This is a genomic window from Pseudonocardia sp. KRD291 (genome assembly GCF_019263595.1).
Classification (GTDB): Bacteria; Actinomycetota; Actinomycetes; order Mycobacteriales; family Pseudonocardiaceae; genus Pseudonocardia.
This window is the reverse complement of the sequence record NZ_JADQDD010000035.1, coordinates 1-19,366: the sequence shown is the minus strand read 5'-3', so window position 1 is coordinate 19,366 and position 19,366 is coordinate 1. Positions and strand designations below refer to the sequence as shown.

At 73.6% G+C, this 19,366-nt stretch carries 20 protein-coding genes and 2 pseudogenes; 8 read left to right on the top strand and 14 right to left on the bottom strand.

What is annotated here, in order from left to right; translation table 11 throughout:
• Window positions 1–70: 70 nt before the first annotated feature.
• Window positions 71–613, bottom strand: coding sequence for a dihydrofolate reductase family protein (locus I4I78_RS07845; RefSeq protein ID WP_218610550.1), 543 nt, complete (start codon window positions 611–613; stop codon window positions 71–73).
• Window positions 614–755: 142 nt separating this feature from the next.
• Between I4I78_RS07845 and I4I78_RS07840 the strand changes: the two genes are divergently transcribed.
• Together I4I78_RS07840 and I4I78_RS07835 are read left to right on the top strand one after the other, a co-directional pair.
• Window positions 756–1,145, top strand: a complete 390-nt coding sequence (locus I4I78_RS07840) for a nuclear transport factor 2 family protein (protein ID WP_218610549.1) — start codon at window positions 756–758, stop codon at window positions 1,143–1,145.
• Window positions 1,146–1,534: 389 nt separating this feature from the next.
• Window positions 1,535–1,882: a hypothetical protein gene (locus I4I78_RS07835; protein WP_218610548.1), complete on the top strand. Its 348-nt coding sequence runs from the start codon at window positions 1,535–1,537 to the stop codon at window positions 1,880–1,882.
• 168 nt (window positions 1,883–2,050) lie between these two features.
• Here I4I78_RS07835 and I4I78_RS07830 read toward each other — a convergent pair whose 3' ends face one another.
• Entirely contained in the window at window positions 2,051–3,097 is a 1,047-nt protein-coding gene (locus tag I4I78_RS07830; protein ID WP_218610547.1) for an alcohol dehydrogenase catalytic domain-containing protein, read from the bottom strand.
• A gap of 136 nt (window positions 3,098–3,233) precedes the next feature.
• Entirely contained in the window at window positions 3,234–4,871 is a 1,638-nt protein-coding gene (locus I4I78_RS07825; protein WP_308251968.1) for a CocE/NonD family hydrolase, read from the bottom strand.
• 108 nt (window positions 4,872–4,979) lie between these two features.
• Between I4I78_RS07825 and I4I78_RS07820 the strand changes: the two genes are divergently transcribed.
• Both I4I78_RS07820 and I4I78_RS07815 read left to right on the top strand, forming a co-directional pair.
• Window positions 4,980–6,143: a GNAT family N-acetyltransferase gene (locus tag I4I78_RS07820; protein ID WP_218610546.1), complete on the top strand. Its 1,164-nt coding sequence runs from the start codon at window positions 4,980–4,982 to the stop codon at window positions 6,141–6,143.
• Window positions 6,144–6,241: 98 nt separating this feature from the next.
• The gene (locus tag I4I78_RS07815; protein WP_308251967.1) at window positions 6,242–6,457 is read left to right on the top strand and encodes a hypothetical protein; all 216 of its coding nucleotides are present in this window, start codon (window positions 6,242–6,244) and stop codon (window positions 6,455–6,457) included.
• A 4-nt stretch (window positions 6,458–6,461) separates the two neighbouring features.
• Here I4I78_RS07815 and I4I78_RS07810 read toward each other — a convergent pair whose 3' ends face one another.
• Both I4I78_RS07810 and I4I78_RS07805 read right to left on the bottom strand, forming a co-directional pair.
• Window positions 6,462–6,722, bottom strand: coding sequence for a hypothetical protein (locus I4I78_RS07810; RefSeq protein ID WP_218610545.1), 261 nt, complete (start codon window positions 6,720–6,722; stop codon window positions 6,462–6,464).
• A 90-nt stretch (window positions 6,723–6,812) separates the two neighbouring features.
• Entirely contained in the window at window positions 6,813–7,790 is a 978-nt protein-coding gene (locus tag I4I78_RS07805; protein ID WP_218610544.1) for a patatin family protein, read from the bottom strand.
• Window positions 7,791–7,956: 166 nt separating this feature from the next.
• Here I4I78_RS07805 and I4I78_RS07800 point away from each other — a divergent pair, with 166 nt between their 5' ends.
• The 3 genes from I4I78_RS07800 (at window position 7,957) to I4I78_RS07790 (ending at window position 10,595) form a co-directional block, all read left to right on the top strand.
• Complete coding sequence (locus I4I78_RS07800; protein ID WP_218610543.1) at window positions 7,957–8,805, top strand: class I SAM-dependent methyltransferase; 849 nt, start codon at window positions 7,957–7,959, stop codon at window positions 8,803–8,805.
• Between the two features lie 88 nt (window positions 8,806–8,893).
• Window positions 8,894–10,123, top strand: a complete 1,230-nt coding sequence (locus tag I4I78_RS07795; protein ID WP_218610542.1) for a serine hydrolase — start codon at window positions 8,894–8,896, stop codon at window positions 10,121–10,123.
• Window positions 10,124–10,157: 34 nt separating this feature from the next.
• Window positions 10,158–10,595 (top strand): phage holin family protein, encoded by a 438-nt coding sequence (locus I4I78_RS07790; RefSeq protein ID WP_218610541.1) that lies wholly within the window; start codon window positions 10,158–10,160, stop codon window positions 10,593–10,595.
• A 33-nt stretch (window positions 10,596–10,628) separates the two neighbouring features.
• Here I4I78_RS07790 and tenA read toward each other — a convergent pair whose 3' ends face one another.
• The gene (gene tenA / locus I4I78_RS07785; protein ID WP_218610540.1) at window positions 10,629–11,309 is read right to left on the bottom strand and encodes a thiaminase II; all 681 of its coding nucleotides are present in this window, start codon (window positions 11,307–11,309) and stop codon (window positions 10,629–10,631) included.
• A gap of 157 nt (window positions 11,310–11,466) precedes the next feature.
• Here tenA and I4I78_RS07780 point away from each other — a divergent pair, with 157 nt between their 5' ends.
• Window positions 11,467–11,688, top strand: coding sequence for a hypothetical protein (locus I4I78_RS07780; RefSeq protein WP_226379296.1), 222 nt, complete (start codon window positions 11,467–11,469; stop codon window positions 11,686–11,688).
• A gap of 44 nt (window positions 11,689–11,732) precedes the next feature.
• On the opposite strand, the gene I4I78_RS07775 is transcribed toward I4I78_RS07780, so the two are convergent.
• The 8 genes and pseudogenes from I4I78_RS07775 to I4I78_RS07745 form a co-directional block, all read right to left on the bottom strand.
• Complete coding sequence (locus I4I78_RS07775) at window positions 11,733–12,140, bottom strand: hypothetical protein (protein WP_218610539.1); 408 nt, start codon at window positions 12,138–12,140, stop codon at window positions 11,733–11,735.
• A 228-nt stretch (window positions 12,141–12,368) separates the two neighbouring features.
• Window positions 12,369–14,054, bottom strand: coding sequence for a class I adenylate-forming enzyme family protein (locus I4I78_RS07770; RefSeq protein ID WP_218610538.1), 1,686 nt, complete (start codon window positions 14,052–14,054; stop codon window positions 12,369–12,371).
• Complete coding sequence (locus I4I78_RS33380) at window positions 14,051–14,182, bottom strand: hypothetical protein (RefSeq protein WP_255567090.1); 132 nt, start codon at window positions 14,180–14,182, stop codon at window positions 14,051–14,053. Before I4I78_RS33380 ends, I4I78_RS07770 begins: the two co-directional genes overlap by 4 nt.
• Window positions 14,183–14,215: 33 nt before the next feature.
• Window positions 14,216–14,332: pseudogene (locus I4I78_RS33375) on the bottom strand (hypothetical protein); the annotation flags it as partial.
• 1,072 nt (window positions 14,333–15,404) lie between these two features.
• Entirely contained in the window at window positions 15,405–18,545 is a 3,141-nt protein-coding gene (locus tag I4I78_RS07760; RefSeq protein ID WP_308251966.1) for an AAA family ATPase, read from the bottom strand.
• An 80-nt stretch (window positions 18,546–18,625) separates the two neighbouring features.
• Window positions 18,626–18,841, bottom strand: a complete 216-nt coding sequence (locus tag I4I78_RS07755) for a hypothetical protein (RefSeq protein WP_218610537.1) — start codon at window positions 18,839–18,841, stop codon at window positions 18,626–18,628.
• Between the two features lie 110 nt (window positions 18,842–18,951).
• Window positions 18,952–19,131 (bottom strand): 50S ribosomal protein L32, encoded by a 180-nt coding sequence (gene rpmF, locus I4I78_RS07750; protein ID WP_218610536.1) that lies wholly within the window; start codon window positions 19,129–19,131, stop codon window positions 18,952–18,954.
• A pseudogene (locus I4I78_RS07745) lies at window positions 19,131–19,366 on the bottom strand (cobalamin biosynthesis protein CobW); the annotation flags it as partial. The pseudogene I4I78_RS07745 and the gene rpmF, both read right to left, overlap by 1 nt.

Genomic DNA, 19,366 nt, shown 5'->3' with positions numbered 1-19,366 from the left:
CGTGGCCGGGGCGACGATGGTCTGAGGCGGATCGACGCGGGCTCCACCCGGGTGGACGTGGCGCACGTACCTACTTCCGCACGCGGAACTGCAGCATCGTCACCGGACCGGACTGCCGGTTGCCGAACGGTTCGAGGTCGATCCGACCGAGCCCGGATCTGGAGAAGCGCACACCGTCGCCGAGCAGCACCGGCAGGACGTAGACGAGGACCTCGTCGACGAGACCCCGCCGTAGGCACTGTCCGGCCACATCGGCCCCGAGGATCTCCAGGTTCTTCCCGCTCGCGGCGGCGCGCGCCGTGGCGACGGCCTCCTCGAGACCGCAGCTGAGGAACGTGACCCCCCGCTCCGGCTCGTCCGGCGGGCGGTGGGTCAGGACGAACACCGGCCCCCCGTCGTAGTCGGTGTCCCCGGCGGACATTCGTCTGCCGACCTCGTGGGTGCCCCGGCCGACCAGCATGGCGCCGGTGGCCGCCATGACCTCGGGGAACGCGAACTCCGTCAGGTACTCGAGGATCCAGTCCATCGCGTCGTCGGGGCCTGCGATGAAGCCGTCCAGCGACATCGCCCTGTTCACGACGACCTTGCCCGTGCCGGCTTCCGTATCGCTCATGCCGGTGACGACCGGGCGCGGGCCACGAAGTCATCGGTGGACGGGCCGATTCCCGGCCACCCCTCAACGGCCCGGGCACCGGAATGAAAGTGCCCGCCGGCCGGTTGGGGCGTGCGATCCCCCGAGCGAAGGCGAGCCCGCGATGACCGACTCCGCCCTGCAGCGCAACAAGGACACCGTCCAGGCGTTCTACGACCTGATGTTCAACGAGTGCCGGCCCGCCGAGGCCCTCGAGCGCTACGCCGGGGAGACCTACACCCAGCACAACGTGCACGTCGCCGACGGCAAGCTGGCCTTCGTCGACTACTTCGAACGGATGGCCACCGACTACCCCGGCAAGCACGTGCGGTTCGTCCGCGTGATCGCCGAGGGCGAGCTGGTCGTCCTGCACTGCCACCAGACCTGGCCGGGCAGCGACGACTACGCGGGCATCGACATCTTCCGCGTGGACGACGACGGCAAGGTCGTCGAGCACTGGGACGTCCTGCAGGTCATCCCGGCCGCCTCCGCGAACGACAACGGCATGTTCTGACGGGCCGTCTCCCGGCGTCGTGCGACCGGGTCGGAACCGTCGCGGACCGCCCGGACCGGTGACACACGGCCGTGTTCCCCCTGTTCGGGGAACACGACGGAGTGTCGTGCATGACAGCGCGTAGTAATGGCGAAAGATGCGCGACCGTTCGGGTAGAACACGGTGACGTCGCGTCACGAAGTTGGGACGAATGCGCCGATTCCTGGTCGTCGGACATGCCTGATGAGAGCAGTATCCTCCCTGAGAGTAATGCCTCTCATCCGATAGAGGTAGATCGTTCGTTGGTTCGATCGAGTGGTGGATAACGTTCAGTTCATCAGCGGGGCTCCCACTACCCACGCTGAACACGACGGGTCCACCGCGGACCCCGTACACAACGGAGAGAAACTGTGCTGAAGAAGGTCGGAATCGTCGCCGCCACCGTCACCGCCGGTCTGCTGGCCGTGAGCCCGCTCGCGTTCGCCGGTGACAAGGGTGGCGAGTCGGGCGGTCACCACCGCGGCGGTGCGGACCAGGTCAACTTCTCGGACAGCAGCCGCAACAGCAGCCAGAACGGCCTGGTCAACCTGGGTGACGTCAACGCCCTGAACAACGTCGCGCTCTGCCCGCCCATCGACGCCAACGTCGCGGTCGGCATCCTCGGCGTGCTGGCCCCTACCGGCAACGCGGCCGACGGCACCGGCGCCGAGGGCACCTGCGCCGCGGGCGACTCGCAGACCCAGCTCAACAACAAGTGAACGGTCGCATCATCTGAGCCGGAAACGGCTCGAAGCTGAGCGACGACCACACGCCGGACCCGTTCCACGGGTCCGGCGTGTTGCCGTTTCCACGATTTCTCCGGTACCGGAATCAGTCCCCGGCCGCAGTGAACCGGACGCGACCGGGGACGGCGAGCGGATTGCGGGTCAGGCCGGGCGGATGACGACCTTGAGCGCCTCGTTGGCGGCGGCGTTGGAGAACACGTCGTAGGCGTCGTCCATCTGGTCGAAGGTGAACGAGTGCGTGCCCATCTTCTCCGCCGGGATCCGGCCGCTGCCGACCATCTTGAGCAGCGTCGGGATCGAGACCGTGTCCACCAGGCCCATCGTCATCGTGACGTTCTGGATCCACATCGCGTCCATCGGCAGCGTGACCGGCGCGCCGTGCACGCCGATGTTGGCGATGGTGCCGCCCGGGCGGACCAGCTTCGCCGCGGTCAGCAGCGTCTCCGGGTAGCCGACGGCCTCGATCGCGACGTCCACGCCGAGCCCGTCGGTCATCGCCAGGACCTCCTCGACCTGCCCGTCTCCGGCCTCGACCACGTCGGTGGCGCCGAACTCCATCGCCCGGGCCAGCCGGAACTTGTTCGAGTCGACCGCGATCACCCGCGACGCGCCCCAGAGCCCGGTGGTCAGGATCGCCGAGAGCCCGACCGCGCCCGCGCCGACGACGGCGACGGTGCTGCCCGGACGCACGTTGCCGGCCAGGACGCCGACCTCGTAGCCGGTGGGCAGCGAGTCGGCGAGGAACACGGCCTGCTCGTCGGTGACGTTCTCCGGCACCGCGTAGAGCGAGGTGTCGGCGTAGGGCACGCGCACCGACTCGGCCTGGGTGCCGTCGATCAGGTGTCCGAAGATCCAGCCGATGCCGCCGACGGTCTGGCAGTGCGACGGCATGCCCTTGCCGCAGTACTCGCAGCGCCCGCACTTGGTGATGGCCGGGACCAGCACCCGGTCACCGACGGCGAAGCCCCGTACCGCGTCGCCGATCTGGGTGATCGTCCCGACCGCCTCGTGGCCGAGGATCCGGCCGTCGGTGACGGCGGGGACGTCGCCCTGCAGGATGTGCAGGTCGGTGCCGCAGATCGTGGTCGTGTCCACCTTGACCACGACGTCGGTCGGTTCCTGGAGCGCCGCGTCCGGGACGTCCTCCCACGCCTTCTGGCCCGGACCGTGGTACACGAGAGCCTTCATCACTACCTCCGTTGGTCGCCGATGGCTCCCCGGACGTGCGCGGGAACGCCGGGGGCCGCTCACCGACGGTAGTGGCGTGGCTCACATATCAGTGTCTCACTATGGGACCGCACCGCTGTTGATCAGCGGTATCCGCTCAGGGGTGGTGCGGCAGGGTCACGTGGGACGGGTGGTCGGCGCCGTGCCGGATCTCGTAGCCGATCCGGCGTCCGGACGTCGCGGTGGCGACCCGTTCCCCGGTGCCGTGGTTGCGGGCGAACCGCGGGAACGCCGCGGCCGCGACCTGCACGCGCAGCCGGTGCCCGGCCCGGACCCGGTACCCGGTCGGGCTCAGCGGGATCCGCACCGCGACCGTCCCGTCCGGCGCGACGGCCTCGGCCTCGGGCCGCAGGCGGTGCATCCCGTCGGTGATGTTGAGCGAGCGGCCGTCCGGCTCGACGTCGCAGAGCCGCACGAACACGTCGCCGCGCCCGCCGTCGGTCCGCACGTAGATCACGGCATGGACGTCGCCGATCAGGTCGAGGTCCTGCTCGAGCTCCGGTCCGGTGTAGACGAGCACGTCGTCGCGCGCCTCGGTGCCGCGGTTGTCGTGCTGCTTCGACGGTGGCTGCAGCATCGGCCCGCCGACGGCGGGGGTGGGGTCGGCCGGGTCGTAGACGAAGCGGTCCACCTCGCCCCGGGCGCCGGGGCCGTCACCGGTGAGCCGGCCGGCCGGGGCGAGATGCCAGTCCGTGGCCTCGGCGTCCGACGGCGGCCAGGACGGCAGGTCGGTCCAGCGGTCGGCGTTCTGCACGTAGACCCGCACCGGGGCGCGCCCGTCGTCCGGCTCGCCGTGCAGGTGCCGGCCGAGCCAGTTGACCATCTCGCGGGCGGTGGTGGCGAGCGATCCGCGGTCGCCGTGGGTCCACGGCCCGATCGTGATCCGGGCCGTCGCGCCGCCGCGCTGCAGGGCGGTGAAGTCCACGAGCTGGCGGTCCAGGAACAGGTCCCACCAACCGGTGACCATGCTGACCGGCGGCATCCGGGCCGGGTCGAACCCGTCGTGCTCGGCCGGCCCCCAGAACTCCCCGGGCGAGTCGGCGTGCTCGATGAAGTCGCGCCAGAACACGACCGGGGCTCCGGAGAGCGCGACGTCGGCGGCCTGCAGGGGCAGCGACTCGACCGCGCGCTGCTTGCGGCGGCTCACGATCGGGGTGGTCAGGAGCCCGGTCAGGGCGCGGCTGCGTTCCTGGCGCCCGATCTGGTTCACCCAGTTCGCCAGGTTCAGCAGGCCCGGCGCGCCGCCCGGGTAGAACGTGCTGGTGAACTCCGAGGCCGTGATGTCGGCGTTCATCGAGACCAGGCCCGGGTCCGCGTACGGCGCGATCGCCCACTGGGTGTGCCCGACGTAGCTCGGCCCGACCGTCGACACGCGACCGTCGCACCACTCCTGCCCACGCAGCCAGGCCAGGGTGTCCAGCCCGTCCGAGCGTTCGTTGAGGAACGGGCGGAACTGCCCGCCGGAGCCGAACGTGCCCCGGGTGCTCTGCACCAGGATCTGGAACCCGCGCCGGGCCAGCAGCGATCCGATGATCGAGCCCAGGCCGTCGCGGCCGTAGGGGGTGCGCATGAGCACCGTCGGGCGGGGCCGCAACGGGCCGGGACGGCGGTAGAGGGTGGCCATCAGCTCGACGCCGTCGGTCATCGGGACCCGTAGGCCCTCGTCGGCGACGTACGCCGCGGGCGGCCCGTCCAGCCCGAGCTGTCGGTCGACCAGTCGTCCCGCGATGCCCACGCGCCCACCTCTTCCACGGCCCACCCCCTGCGGGCCGACCCCGATCGTAGGGATCGACCGGCGAGAATCCGATTGCCGTCCCCTGATAGGGCCCGGTATCCAGGTCCGGTGACCGACCTCGCCGCGCCCGCGCCGCCCCGCTCCGTCCCGGTGCTGACCGACGGCGTGGTCACCCTGCGCGCGCAACAGATGTCCGATGCGGACGAGCTGACCGCGCTGGCGAGGGATCCGGCCACGGTCTCCTGGACGAGCGTCCCGACTCCCTACCGCCGCTCCGACGCTCTGGACCGGGTCCGTGCGGTGGAGGCAGGGTGGTGCGACGGCAGCATGTTCTGCTGGACGATCGAGGCCCCCGACGACGGCCGTGCGCGGTTCGCCGGGCAGGTCGAGCTGCGCACGGGGCCGCCACCCGACGTCGGGTTCGGGCTCGCACCGTGGGCCCGCGGGCGCGGGTTCATGACGCGTGCGTTGCGGCTCGCCGCGGACTGGGGTTTCGACGTGGCGGGGTTCCCGGTCCTGCAGTGGTCGGCGATGGTGGACAACTGGACGTCGTGGCGCGTCGCGCACGCCTGCGGGTTCGCGTTCGAGGGCACCAGGACACTGGCCCACCCGTCGCGCGACGGGCTCGTCGACTCCTGGCACGCGGTGCTGCGCCCGGACCCGCAGCGTCCGGTCGCCGGACGCACGCCGGTGACGACGTGGTGGCCCGTCCCGGTCCTCGTCGGCGACCGCGTCCGGCTGCGCCCGCACGCCGAGGCGGACCTGCCGCGGATCGTCGAGGCCTGCTCGGACCCCCGCGCCCGCTACTGGAACGCCACCCTGGCGCACCCGTACGGCCTCGACGACGCGCGGTCGTTCGTCCGGCGGCTCCGGCTGCAGGAGTCGCTCGGGCAGGCCGTGACGTGGGCGGTCGCCGACCCCGGCGACGACCGTCTGCTGGCCAACATCACGGTGTTCGGGCTGGACCGGCCCTACGCCCCGGACAGCGGCGAGGTCGGCTACTGGGCACACCCGGACGCCCGTGGACGCGGCGTGGTGACCGAGGCGGTGCGGATGGTGCGCGAGCACGCGTTCACCCCCGTCGCCGACGGCGGGCTCGGCCGCACCCGCCTGCAGCTCGGCACGTCCTGGGACAACACCGCGAGCCGCCATGTCGCCGAGCGCAACGGCTTCCGGCTGGTCGGGCACTTCCGTCGGGACGGGGTCGCCGGGGTGGACAACGAGCTCGTCCACGACGGCGCCTGGTACGACCTGCTGCACGAGGACGGGTGAGGACCGGCCCGGTCGCGCACGGGGCCGCCCGGATGACGGCGGTCACGCCCGCGCGCGTGCGACCGGAAATGTCGGGGTCCGGGCGTACCCTCCCGGGCGTGGTGCTGGTGCGGATGTCGTGTTGCGGCCGGGAATGGGTCGGCCCCGACCGGGCGCACTGCTGCGTCCGCACCGGAGGGTGCGGTCAGGTCTTCGACGACGCCCCGCTCTGGGACGCCCACCGCAAGGCGGGCTCGTGCCTGGACCCGCGCACGCTGGGTCTGGTCCAGACCCGCAACGGCATCTGGCTGCGCGCCCTCGACCAAGCGGGCTGAGCGGTCACCGCTCGCGGCTGATCCCGCGGAACACCGCGGGCTCGTCGCCGGGGTTGTGCACCGAGGCCAGGTCCAGCCCGGTGAACCACAGCACGGCGCCTGCGGCGAAGCGGCGGCGTCCCCCGGCGCGGCAGCGCAGCTCGATCTCGCCCGACTCCACCACGATCAACGTGCCCTGCCACTCGTCCTCGTCGTGCAGCCGGGAGTCTCCGGGAGCAACGGTCACGGTCCGCGCGGCGAACGGCGTCGCGCGTTCTTCCGCCATGACTCACCCCTCGCGCGAGGTCCGGCCGGGCCTCCTTGACGGTAGACGGCCCCGGACCGCGAAAATCATCTCGCCGGGGGCGGGCGCGGCTCAGGAGGCGGCCAACGAGGCGTGCACGGCGTCGTGCCCGATCCGGGTCGCCTCGCGGACCCGGTCCGGGTCGGTCGTCAGGCCGCGCACCCCGGCCGAGCGGGACGGGGCGATCGTGAGCAGGTGCGCGCCCGCGCGGCCTGGATGTGCGGCGTCGGTGATCAGCGCGAGACTCTCACCGTGCCGCGCCACGTCCTGGGTCATCCGGCCCAGCCCCGGCGCGAGGAGATCGAGCGACCGCGCCCACAGCGGTGTCCGGTCACCCGGGGTGTGCCGGCTCAGCTCGCCCACGGTGCGGGTCATCAGGGCCAGCACGTGGGTGGCCCCGTCGCGCAACGCCCGCGCCACCGGCAGCGGGTCGCCGACCGAGCCGTCGATCCACCCCTGCCCGTCGATCCGCACCGGTGGGCCGGTGAGCAGCGGGATCGCCGCCGTCGCCCGCATGGCGCGCTTCCAGTCGTCGCCGTGCGGCAGGCCGGTGATCACGTGCGGGCGCAGGTCGCCGGCGTGGGTGACGATCACCCGCAGCGGCACCGGGCTGTCCACAAGAGACTGCCACTCGGTCGGCTTGGAGTGCACCAGGATGTGGTCGAGCAGGTGGTCCAGCGAGACCACCGGGTTCCGGCTGCCGAAACGCCGAGGGTCGATGAAGTCCTTGCCTGCCATGTCGTCGACGAAGATCCGCGCGGCGTCGCGGCCGTGCCCGAGCACCAGCGCGGTGCCCACGAACGCCCCGGCCGAGCTGCCGTAGACGACGTCGAACCCGCTCGCGAGCCCGGCATCGTGCAGCGCGTGCACCATCCCGCCCGCGTAGGCGCCGCGCATCCCGCCGCCGCCCACGACCAGCGCGAGCGTGTGCGGGTCCGAGCGGGTACCGGGGTGGCTGTCCTCGGCCCGGCGTCGCCGGAGCAGGTCGAGCACCTCGGCGTCACCGTGACCGGCCGGGGGCTCGGTGGCGCCCCGGTGGGGAGTCGGCATACCCGCCATCCTCCGTTGTCGGCCGGGTCACCGCCGTGGCGCACCCCGCTGCGGGCCGTTCGTGGGCCGTGCACCGACGTTCCGGCGCCGCTGGCCGCCCCCGGGCCGGGGGGAGTCAGGCCGCCGGGCCGGGGGCGCTGTTAGGTTCCGCCGCACGGGGGTGGGCGTGGCGCACGGACGGTCGTGGGATCTCGGGGCACTGGAGCAGACGCTGCTGGCGCCCCTGCAGGCGCGCGCGCACGACGCCCGTCGCCGGCGGCCGCTGGTCCCGGACCCGGCCGCGGCCGGTGTCGTCGACCTGATCGGTCCCGAGATCGGGACCGGCGCGACCGGCCCGGCCGCGGCGCCCCGGCTCGACGACCTGGCCACGGTGCTGCGCGGCGCGATCTTCGACCACTGGGTCCGGGAGTTCCTCACCGCGCATCCCTCGGGCACCGTGGTCGAGCTCGGGGCGGGGCTCAGCACCCGTGCGGAGCGGCTGATGACGGACGTCCGGGCGGACACGAACTGGGTCGACGTCGACCTGCCCGAGGTCACCGCACTGCGCCGGGAGCTGCTGCCCGAGACGGCGGGCAGGCGCTTCGTGGCCGGCTCGGTCCTCGACGAGGACTGGCTCGACGTGGTGCGCGAGCTGCCCGGCCCGTACCTGCTCGTCTCGGAGTCGGTCCTGACCCTGCTGCCCGAGCAGGGGGTGCAGCGAGTGGTGTTCACGATCGGCTCGGTGCTGCCCGGGGCGACGCTGCTGATGGACACCGTCGCCCGGTCCGTCGCGGACCGGCTGCAGCGCTGCGAGCCGCTGTGCTCGCGCGGTCTGATGTTCGACTGGACCTGCGAGGACCCGCAGGAGCTGGAGCCCTGGGGGCTGCAGCTGAAGGAGTCGCGCGGGTCCGCGGAGCTGCCCGAGGACGTGCACCGTGGGCTGTCGCTGCCGGCCCGGGCACTGGCCGCGGCCGTGCGTGCGGCGCCGCAGCTGCGGGGCCACCGGCTGGCGCGCTACGAGGTCCGCGCGGTCTGAGCACCGCACGACGGGCACACACCACTCACACGGCCCGGACGGTGGATCATCAGGACCGTGGCGACGCGTCGTGGGTAGGGTCGTGGGCGTGACCGAACCGACGATCGAGGCCGATCCGGCCGAGGTCGGTCTGGACGCCGAACGGCTGGCCCGGATCGACTCCCACTTCCGCCGCTACGTCGACGACGGGAAGCTCCCCGGCTGGACGATCGCGGTCGCCCGGCGCGGGAAGTTGGCCCACCTGAGCCACTACGGCCTGCGTGACGTCGACGCCGGCCTGCCGGTCGGGCCGGACACCCTGTTCCGGATCTACTCGATGACCAAGCCGATCACCTCCGTCGCGGCGCTGATGCTGTGGGAGTCCGGCGCGCTCGAGCTCACCGACCCGGTCTCGAAGTTCATCTCGGCCTTCGCCGACCAGCGCGTCTACCGCGGCGGCTCCGCGCTCAACCCGGGCACCGACGCCGCCGTCGAGCCGATGCGGGTCTGGCACCTGCTCACCCACACCGCCGGACTGACCTACGGCTTCCACCACGCGCACCCGGTGGACGAGATGTACCGCGGCAAGGGCTACGAGTTCGGCGTCCCGCGCGGGGTCGACCTGGCCGGCGCCGCCGAGGCGTTCGCCGCGTTCCCGCTGCTGTTCCAGCCGGGCACGGAATGGAACTACTCGGTGGCCACCGACGTGCTCGGCCGGGTCGTCGAGGTCGCCTCCGGGCGCACCCTCGACGAGTTCTTCCGGGAGCGGATCCTGGGCCCGCTCGGCATGGACGACACCTCGTTCCACGTGCCCGCCGAGGACCCGCGCCTGGCCGAGCTCTACAACGCCAAACCCGGTGGCGGTCTCGTGGTGAGCAAGGCGCTGCGGGAGTCGATCACCCGCGAGCCGACCTATCTCTCCGGCGGTGGCGGGCTGGCGTCCACGGTCGGTGACTACCATCGCTTCACCCAGATGCTGGTACGCGGCGGTGAGCTGGACGGCGTGCGGCTGCTCGGTCCGCGCACGCTGGCCCACGCCACCCGCAACCACCTGCCCGGCGGCGGCGACCTGGACACGGTCGGCCGGCCGATCTTCGCCGAGTCGGCGTTCACCGGCGTCGGCTTCGGGCTCGGGTTCTCGGTGGTGCTGGACAACGCGCGGACCCACCAGCTCGCTCCCGAGGGCACGTTCGCCTGGGGCGGGCTGGCCTCCACGGCGTTCTGGGTCGACCCGGCCGAGGACCTGACCGCGATGTTCTTCACCCAGCTCGTCCCGTCGAGCGCCTACCCCATCCGGTCCCAGCTCACGACGCTGGTCTACCAGGCGGTGGTCGGATGAGTACCGTCGACGCACTTCTTACCGTGGAGACGGCATGAGTACCGAGTACGGAGCCGGGCACCGGCGGGGCGGGCGCGCGTCGCCCGCGCTCGCGTTCGGCGTCCGGGTGCTGGTGGTGGCGGCCTCGCTGTGGGTGGCCACCGTGCTCGTCGACGGCATCGAGCTGGGCGCTTCCTCGACGAGCTCGCGGATCGGCACGCTGCTCGTCGTCGCGCTGATCTTCGGTGTGGTCAACGCCGTGGTGAAGCCACTGATCAAGGTCGTGGGCTGCCCGCTCTACGTGCTGACCCTGGGCCTGATCGGGCTGGTCGTGAACGCGCTGCTGTTCTGGCTGGTAGGCGGGCTGGCCTCGGCGGTCGACCTGCCGTTCGTCGTCGACGGGTTCTGGCCCGGCTTCTGGGGGGCGATCATCGTCGCGATCGTGAGCTTCGTCCTGCACATGATCATCCCGGACCGGATCGACGCCCGCTGACTCCCGGCCGCCGACCCCGGGTCCGGGGTCGGCTCAGACGGGCCAGGTCTCGCGCCGGTAGGCCCCGTCCCAGAACATCCACTCGTAGCGCGAGGTCGTGGTGAAGTGCTCGCGCATCAGGCCCAGCTCGCGCTCGGAGGCCAGGGCGCCGATCCGGTCGGTCGCGTCGAGCACCGCGTCGACGACGGCGCCGTACTCCTCGCCGCCGTACATCGCGATCCAGCGCTGGAACAGCGGGTCCGGTGACCCTGCCGCCAGCAGGTGCTCGCCGACCCGGCCGTAGATCCAGTAGCAGGGCAGCACCGCGGCCACGGCCTCGGCGTAGGAACCGCCGTAGGCGGCGGCGAGCAGGTAGCTGACGTAGGCCCGGGTGGCCGGGGCGACCGGCATCGACGCGGCCTGCTCCGAGGTCAGGCCCAGCCCGTCCAGCAGGTCGCCGTGCAGCTCCTGCTCGGCCGCGATCGCACCGCCGGCGTGCTCGGCGAACATGGCCACCTCGGCCTCGCCGGGGGCCTTCGCCGCGCAGACGGCGAGGGCGCGAGCGTAGCCGCGCAGGTAGTGGGCGTCCTGCACGACGTAGTGCCGGAACGTCTCGTGCGGCAGCGTCCCGTCGGTGAGTCCGGTGACGAACGGGTGCTCGAGGACCGACCGGTAGATGTCGGAGATGTCGGACCAGAGCAGGTCGCGGGTACGGGTACCGGTGTCGATCGACATGAGCCCACCGTAACGGCCGGTGATCTGAGAGCCTGCCCACTTCCACCATCGGAGGGCATCGCACCGCCGGTTCGTGCGTCACCATGAGGACGGCGATGCGACTCAGCGCGGAGCGTGCCGAGCAAGGTCTCTACCCGACATCGCGGAGGTGGTGGGGATGACTCCCGCACCGATGGACCATCACGAGAAGATGCGGATGCGCGCGGCGGCGTTCCGTGCGACGCGTCTCTATCCCGGGCCGGTCGGCGAGCTGGTCTCGCGCGAGCTGCTCTCCTGGGAGGACTTCGGCTACCGTCTCGGCGGGAACCGGCTGGTCATGGACCTGGTCGACCACGTGCTGAAGGCCCAGGACTCGCACTCGCCCGAAGCGGCGGCCTGACCTCCGCCCCCGGCGGGGCTCCCGCGGCGCTCCGGGGCCGCCGGTCAGCGCAGCGTGGTCGTGGCGACCTGCGCCGCGGGCCCGGTCGGCTCCGAGCCGTCGAGCATCCCGGCGAACGCGGCCGACACGACCAGCAGCGCGGCCAGCGTGGTCAGGCTGCCGACGCGGCCCGCGAGGAGCAGCGCGGTCTCGCCCCGCGACCTGACGGGGACGACGGCGCGGTGCTTGCCGGCCTCGGGGTGCGCACCGTGACCGGCCGGCCGTGCGACGTCCGACGGCACCCGCGGCGACGGGATCCGGATCTCCGGTGCGGCGCCGGCGCGGGCAGCACGGTCCGACGGCGGACGCGGGGCGGGGATGTGCAGCGGCCGGGCGGCACCGCTCGGGCGGGCGTCGCCCGAACGGGCTGCGGTGGCGGTACGGACGGGGACGTTCTGGGGCAGCGCGGACACGGGGATCACCACGATCTCGGAGGTCGGACTCGGGGAGACGGCCCACCCGGCCGTGGGCCGGACGGGTGCATCGGGATCCGGTGCGCTGCCGGTTCCTTCGTGACCCGAGTGTCGTACCCCGCTGCTCCGTCGTTAACCGTAATCGGCGCGTTCGCCCCGTCGGGGACCCTGAATCACTCGTCGGGATGACATTGGAGGCGGGTCCGGTGACCGAACGTCAGATGGTGGTCACCCGGTTGCGAGCCCCTGTCGCAGCTCCCTCTTGAGGACCTTGCCGGCCGCGGACACCGGGATCTGCTCGACCAGCCGCACCTCGCGGATCCGCTTGTAGTGCACGACCCGCTCGTTCACCGCCTCGATCGCCGCCTCGGCGCCGGCCTGGTCGAGCTCGGGGGCGACCAGGAACGCCACCGGCAGCTCGCCCGCCGTCGCGTCCGGGCGTCCGACGACCGCCGCGCCGAGCACACCCGTCTGGGCGAGCAGCAGCTCCTCCAGCTCGCGCGGGTACACGTTGTAGCCCTTGTAGAGCAGCATGTCCTTCTGCCGGTCGACGATCCGCAGGAACCCGTCCTCGTCGAGGACGCCGACGTCACCGGTGCGCAGCCAGCCGTCGACGAACGTCGCCGCGTTGTCCTCGGGCCGGTCGAGGTAGCCGTCCATCACCTGTGGTCCGCGGATGTGCACCTCGCCCTCGGTGCCGGCCGCGACCTCGTTGCCGTACTCGTCGACGATCCGGACCTCGGTGTCGGAGATCGGCCGCCCGACGGTGCCGGTGCGGCGTTCGGCGGAACGCCCGGCCGGGCCGAGCGTCGCGGCCATCGTCACCTCGGTCAGCCCGTAGCCCTCGCTGATCACGATGTCGGAGCCCAGCCAGGCCTGCAGGCCCGCGATCACCTCGCCCGGCAGCGGCGCGGCACCGGAGGTCAGCGCGCGCACGCTGCTCAGGCTCTCGGCCGCGCCCCGGTGCGCGAGCAACGCCGCGAAGACCGGCGGCGCCCCGCTCATCGACGTGATCTCGAACCGGAGCGCGTCGACCAGGTAGGCGGCCGGGTCGAAGCGCCCGTGCACGACGGTCCGGCCGCCGGTCAGCAGCGGCACGTTGAGCCCGCCGATCGCGCCCATCGCGTGGAACCAGGGCGCGATCCCGATCGTGGACCCCTCGCCGAGCCGGGTCGGGAACTCCGACGCCGGCCCCTGGTCGACCAGGACCACCCCGCGCCCGTGCGGACCGTCCACGACGGCCGGAATCGCGCCGGTGCCCCAGCAGCTCGTCTGCAGCGTGTTCACCACGACGTTGCGGTGGGTGATCCGGACGCCCTTGGACCGGCCGGTGGTCCCGCCGGTGTAGGCGAGGTGCGCAAGGTCGTGCGCCGGGTCGATCTGCACCTCGGGTGCGGTGGTCGCGGCGTCGGCGTGGAACTGCTCGAAGTCGGTGACGCCCTCGCCGCCGTCGTAGCGGTGCGCCGGGTCCACGATCTGCTCCGGGCCGGTGACGAGCACCGTGCGCAGCGACGTCCGGTCGCGGGTCGCGGTCACCGCGCGCAGCGCGGGCTCCCAGGTCAGTACGGCCACCGCGCCGGAGTCGGCGAGCTGGGCGGCCAGGTCGTCCGGGGGCAGCAGCGGATTCGCCGGCGTGACGACGGCACCGGCGAGCAGCGTCCCGAAGTAGCCGATCGCGTACTGCGGGCAGTTCGGCAGGTGCAGTGCGACGACGTCACCGTGCGACACCCCGGAGCCGCGCAGGGCGTTCGCGAACGCGGCGGCGCGCGCGAACAGGCCCGCAAAGCTGATCTCCCGGCCCTGCTGGTGCAGCATCGTCGCCTCGCCCCACCGGTTCGCCGCGCCGCGCACGAGCGCGGTCGCGGGGACGTCGGGGTAGTCGATCGGCGGTGCGGGGGAGACCGAGACGGTCACGATGAACCTCCGGGGGAGACGGAGACGGGCAGGTAATTGATGCCGTTGATGAACATCGAGCGCAGCCGGCGCGGTTCGCCGGTGACGGCGATGTCGGGCGCGCGGCGGAGCAGCTCGGAGAACATCACGGAGATCTCCCGGCGCGCGAGGTGCGCGCCGAGGCAGAAGTGCGGGCCGGGCCCGCCGAACCCGACGTGCGGGTTCGGCGAACGGCGGACGTCGAAGGAGTCCGGGTCGGTGAAGTGCGCCGGGTCCCGGTTCGCCGCCCAGTAGAACAGCGCGAGCTTCGCCCCTCCGGGAGATCGGTGTCCCCGAGCCGGGCCGGCTCGGACAGCGTGCGCCGCATGTAGATCACCGGGGAGGACCAGCGGACGATCTCCTCCACCGCGGTCGGGGTGACCCCGGCCGGGTCGGCCAGCCAGGCGGCCCGCTGCTCCGGGTTCTCGGTGAGCAGCCGCAGGCCCCAGCTGATCGCGTTGCGGGTGGTCTCGTTGCCGGCCACCACGAGCAGGATGAAGAAGCTGCCCAGCTCATCCGGCGTCAGCCGCTCGCCGTCGATCTCGGCGTTGACCAGCGCGGACGTCACGTCGTCGGTCGGATCGGCCAGGCGCCGCTCGCCGAGGTCGCGCATCAGGGCCGCGAGCTCGGACCCGGCGCCGAGCAGCGCGGCGACGATGTTGTCCGCGTCCGGCACGTACTCCGGGTCGGCGGCGCCGAGGATGACGTTGGTCTTGTCGTAGACGAAGCGGTACTGGCTCTCCGGCACGCCCATCATGTCGCAGATGATCTTCAGTGGGAGCCGCGCCGAGATCTCTTCGACGGCATCGCACCCGCCAACCTCGAGCAGGTCGTCGACGATCGTGGCCGCCGTGCGCTCGACCTCGTCGGAGAGCGCGGCGAGCCGCTTCGGGGTGAAGCCGCGGGAGACGATCCGCCGCAGCCGGGCGTGCCGCGGGTCGTCGGTGTTGATCATCGAGCCGAAGAACTCGAGGAACTCCGGTGGCATGTCGGCCACCGACGTCGCCCCCGGGCCGGAGCGGTACACCCCGGGCACGCGGCTGGCCTCGACGACGTCGTCGAGCCGGGTCAGTGCGTAGTAGCCGGGTCCGGGGTCGAGGAAGGCCGAGGGCGGCTGCTCGAAGAACGGGATACCGGAGGTGGCACGCAGACGGGCGAAGTCGTCGGCGCGCTCGGTGATCGGGGCGGTCCAGAAGCCGTCGATGTCCGAGAGGTCGGCCGTGTGCTGCATCGTCGCAGTCCTCCCACGCCGTGGTGTAGGGACGACCCCACACTATGCAGAGATCATCGCCGGGGCATCGGGTACCGAGGGACGGTGATGGTCCGCACGGGTCAGTCGCCGGGCCCGGCCGGCTCGCCCGGCGCGAGCAGGCCGCGCCGGAAGGCGATCGACACGGCCTCCGCGCGTCCGCCCGCGCCGAGCTTGGCCATCACCCGGGACAGGTGGACGCTGACCGTCTTCTCGCTGATGAACAGCCGCTCGCCGATACCGCGGTTGGTCAGGCCCTGCGCGACCTGTTCGAGCACCGTCCGCTCGCGCGGGGTCAGCGGGGTCGCCGCGACACCGTTGCCGCCGACCCGTGTGTCCGCCGCCGCCGCCGCGGCCGGGGACGGGGTCACCGCACCGAGGCCGGACCGCTCGGACATCGCGGCGACGGCGTCCGCGAGCGGCCGGGCGCCCAGCTCCGCGGCAGCCCCGGCCGCGAGCCGGAGGTCGTCCGCGGCGTCGCGGCGCAGGCGCGCGGCGTCGGCCGGGCCCGCGTTCCCGGCCAGCAGGAGCGCCGCCTCGGCCCGGCGGAACCGGGCATGGGCCTGCCGGTAGCCGTCGCCGTAGCCGAACGCCTCGACGACCGCCGTCCACGCGTCCGGGTCGGGGGTGCCGCGGACCCGGGTCAGCTCCGCCTCCGCACGCCGCAGCCATGCCCGCCCCTCCGGTCCGACCTCGGTGCCGCGGGGGAGCCCGAGCCGTGCCACCTCCCGGGCGGAGCGCAGGAGGGCCTCCGCCTCGGCCGCGGCGTCCTGGTGTGCCGTACCCGGGTGCACGGTGCCCTGCGGGGCCGCGACCGCGTCGGCACGTGCGGCGACGCCGAGCGCGGCGAGCACGAGTTCGCCCATGTGGTGCGGCACCTCGCGCCGCAGGCCCGCCACGGCCTCGTCGACCCGCCGGGCCGCGACTCCCGGGTCCCCGCGCCAGAGCGCCGACTCGGCCCCGACCTGCCCCAGGAGCAGGATCGTCTGGTCGTTGACCGGTGCGTCGGCGAGCAGCGCGGTGACCCGGCGCTCGGCGTGGTCGAGCTCGCCGCGCGCCACGCCGACCAGCAGCCCGGCCGCGGCGAGCAGCCCGGACACGCTGCTGGACACGGCCGCATCCACCGACCGGACGGCTCGCTCGGCGCCGGCCCAGTCGCCCTGCTGGAACGCGACCCGCACGATCCCCACCATGTGGTCGAGCCCGTACCCGCTCCAGGTCAGGCCGCCGGCCTCGGCGCGCCGCACACCGGCCCGGAACTCCTCGCGGGCCGCGTCCAGCAGCCCCTCCTCCAGGAAGGAGACGCCCCGGTTCCACAGCGTGCGCAGCTCCACCCCCGGGTTGCCGGACTCGACCGCGAGCACGACCGCCTCGGCGAGCAGCTCCCGGGACCGTGCGGCCTCCCCGTCGATCTGGGCACCGAAGGCGAGCGTGAGCAGCCCGTCGGCGCGGGCGCCGAGCAGGTCGCGCCGGTCGGGATCGCCCTGCGGTGACCCCGGGTCGCGGTCGGCGGCGTCCCGGGCCGTGGACACCGCGAGCCCGGCGTGACGCCGTGCCGGTTCGTGCAGGTCCGCGCGTAGCAGGGCACGGGCCAGCACGGCGTGCGCCCAGGCCCGGTCGGCCAGGAGCCCGGTGGTGCGGAACGCGCCGGACCGGGTCGCGGCCGTCTCCTCCGGGTGGGTGCGGTCCGGGACACCCGGGACGTCCGGGACCTCGTCGAGCAGCGCCACGGCCTCGGTCGCCGCGGTGATCGCGGCCTGCAGTCCGCCGCCGCTGTCGAGCAGGCGCAGGGCGTACTGGCGGCGGGCGTCGGCGCGGACCCGCGGCCCGTCGTGCGCGTCGGCCAGCTGCACCGCGCGCAGGGCCAGCGCCGCCCCGCGCTCCGGGTCGCCGGACCCGCCCGCGGCCGTGCCCGCCTCCCGGGTCAGCACGCTCTCGGCGACCCCGGCCACCCGCGCCGGGTCCTCCACCGCGGACCACAGCTCCAGTGCCCGCTCGGCGTGCAGCAGTGCCTCGGCCGGGCCGTGTCTGCGGTCGGCCTCCTCGGCCGCGCGCACCGACGCGGCCAGCGCGCGCGGCAGGTCGTGCGCGGCCATTGCGTGCCGGGCCAGCTCGGCCGCGACACCCGGCTCGTCGCCGCGGGCGGCGAGCAGGTCGGCCAGCCGCGCGTGCAGCCGGCTGCGCTCGCCGGGCAGCAGGTCGTCGTGCACCGCCTCGCGCAGCAGCGCGTGCCGGAACGCGTACGCGTCGCCGTCCGGGACCAGGACGTGGTGCGCGACCGCCTCGCGCAGGCCCTGCTCCAGCTCGTCGGTACCCAGACCGGACACCTCGCCGAGCACGGCGTGCCGGATCCGCCGGTCGGCCACCGACGCCACCCGCAGCAGCGCCCGGGCCGGTTCGGAGAGCCGTTCGGTGCGGGCGAGCAGCACCTCGGCCAGACCCTCCGGGAGCCCGTCCGAACAGGCTGCGACCATCTCCTCGGCGAAGAACGCATTGCCCTCGCAGCGTTCGGCGATCCGGACCATGACGTGCTCGTCGGTGCCCTCGGAGGCCAGCGCCCGCACGAGCTCGAGCGTGTCGTGGCGGTCCAGCGGGCCCAGCTCGAGGCGGGCGACCGCGGGCAACCGCACCAGCTCGGCCAGGACCGCGCGCAGCGGATGGCGGCGGTGCAGGTCGTCGGCCCGGTAGGTGGCGAGCACGAGCACCCGCTGGACCCCGAGCCGGGACAGCAGGAACGTGACGAGCTCGCGGCTGGAGCGGTCCGCCCAGTGCAGGTCCTCGAGCACCAGCAGGACCGGGGCCTCGCGCGCCGCCTCGGTCAGCGCCGAGAGGACGGCCTCGAACACCTGCAGCCGGGCCAGCTCGCGGTCCGGGGCCCCGGCGTCGTCGTCCGGCGCGGAACCCGGGACGAGCCGGCGCAGCGCCGCGCGGGAGTCCACCAGGCCCGGAGCGGACTCCCGGAGCGCGGCCAGCACCTCGGTGAAGGGCAGGTAGGGCAGCGACGCCTCGCCGACGTCGAGACAGCGGCCCACCAGCACCCGGGCGCCCGCGGCCGTGGCCTCCGCGGCGAGCTCGCCGACCAACCGCGACTTCCCGACCCCGGCGTCCCCGGACAGCAGCACGGCCGCCGCCCGGCCCTCCCGCGCCCGGTCCAGGGCGGCCGTCAGCTCGGCCTGCTCGGCACCGCGCCCGACCAGGCCGACGGACGAACCCGGTCTCGGCACGACGTCATCGTGGCACGCGCCACCGACGGTTCCGCGAGCCGTTTGCGAGCCGTCTGCGGGCCAGCCCGGTGCGTCGCCGGTCAGGCGCAGAGGTCGTGACCGGCGGCGGTGACCCGGGTGCCCGCGGCGTCCGCGCCGCCATCCACCTCGCGGTGCCGGGCGTCGCGCCGCCGGGCCCGGCGGGACCGGGTCAGGAACCGCGCCAGCCGGAACCGCTCCGCCTCGCCGGTGTAGCGGCGGCGCCGCTCCTCGGCCAGTGCCATCAGGGAGTCCATCGGGATCTCGTTCATCAGCATGGACCCAGCGTCGGGCTGAGGGCCCGCCGTCGGCATCGGACGATCACGTCGTCCGGCGGGCCCCGCGGGCCCCGGTACCGGGCCCCGCGGCGGCGAGGGGGGTAAGGCCCTCAGTCGGTCCGACCGGGCGGGGGAATCAGCCCGCGCCGGTAGGCCGGGACCAGGTTCTGCGGGACCAGGTGCCGGCGACCCTCCAGGGTGATCGGCACCAGCTTCGGCGGACTCGCCTTCCACTGCGACCGCCGGCTGCGGGTGTTCGACCGCGACATGCGTCGCTTGGGAACGGCCATCAGAGCTCTCCTTCTCGTCCGGTCCGCCCGTCCGGGCGGGCCACGGTGGGTGACGGGTCCTCGCACGGCTCGTCGTGCGTCCAGCCGAACGGGTCCGGCAGCGCCGCCCACGCCCGCTCGCCCGCGGCGAGCTCGACGTCGGTCAGCAACGCCGAGCGCAGCGCGGCCTCGATCTCGTCCGGGTCGGCGCCGTGGCAGACCACGACGACGTCCTGGGCGCGGTCGCCCCAGCGCG

What these genes read in the sequence shown, in the direction of transcription:
- I4I78_RS07845 (WP_218610550.1), bottom strand. Translation starts at nt 613, where the DNA reads ATGAGCGATACGGAAGCCGGCACGGGCAAGGTCGTCGTGAACAGGGCG.
- I4I78_RS07840 (WP_218610549.1), top strand. Translation starts at nt 756, where the DNA reads ATGACCGACTCCGCCCTGCAGCGCAACAAGGACACCGTCCAGGCGTTC.
- I4I78_RS07830 (WP_218610547.1), bottom strand. Translation starts at nt 3,097, where the DNA reads ATGAAGGCTCTCGTGTACCACGGTCCGGGCCAGAAGGCGTGGGAGGAC.
- I4I78_RS07810 (WP_218610545.1), bottom strand. Translation starts at nt 6,722, where the DNA reads ATGGCGGAAGAACGCGCGACGCCGTTCGCCGCGCGGACCGTGACCGTT.
- I4I78_RS07805 (WP_218610544.1), bottom strand. Translation starts at nt 7,790, where the DNA reads ATGCCGACTCCCCACCGGGGCGCCACCGAGCCCCCGGCCGGTCACGGT.
- I4I78_RS07790 (WP_218610541.1), top strand. Translation starts at nt 10,158, where the DNA reads ATGAGTACCGAGTACGGAGCCGGGCACCGGCGGGGCGGGCGCGCGTCG.
- tenA (WP_218610540.1), bottom strand. Translation starts at nt 11,309, where the DNA reads ATGTCGATCGACACCGGTACCCGTACCCGCGACCTGCTCTGGTCCGAC.
- I4I78_RS07780 (WP_226379296.1), top strand. Translation starts at nt 11,467, where the DNA reads ATGACTCCCGCACCGATGGACCATCACGAGAAGATGCGGATGCGCGCG.
- I4I78_RS07755 (WP_218610537.1), bottom strand. Translation starts at nt 18,841, where the DNA reads ATGCTGATGAACGAGATCCCGATGGACTCCCTGATGGCACTGGCCGAG.
- rpmF (WP_218610536.1), bottom strand. Translation starts at nt 19,131, where the DNA reads ATGGCCGTTCCCAAGCGACGCATGTCGCGGTCGAACACCCGCAGCCGG.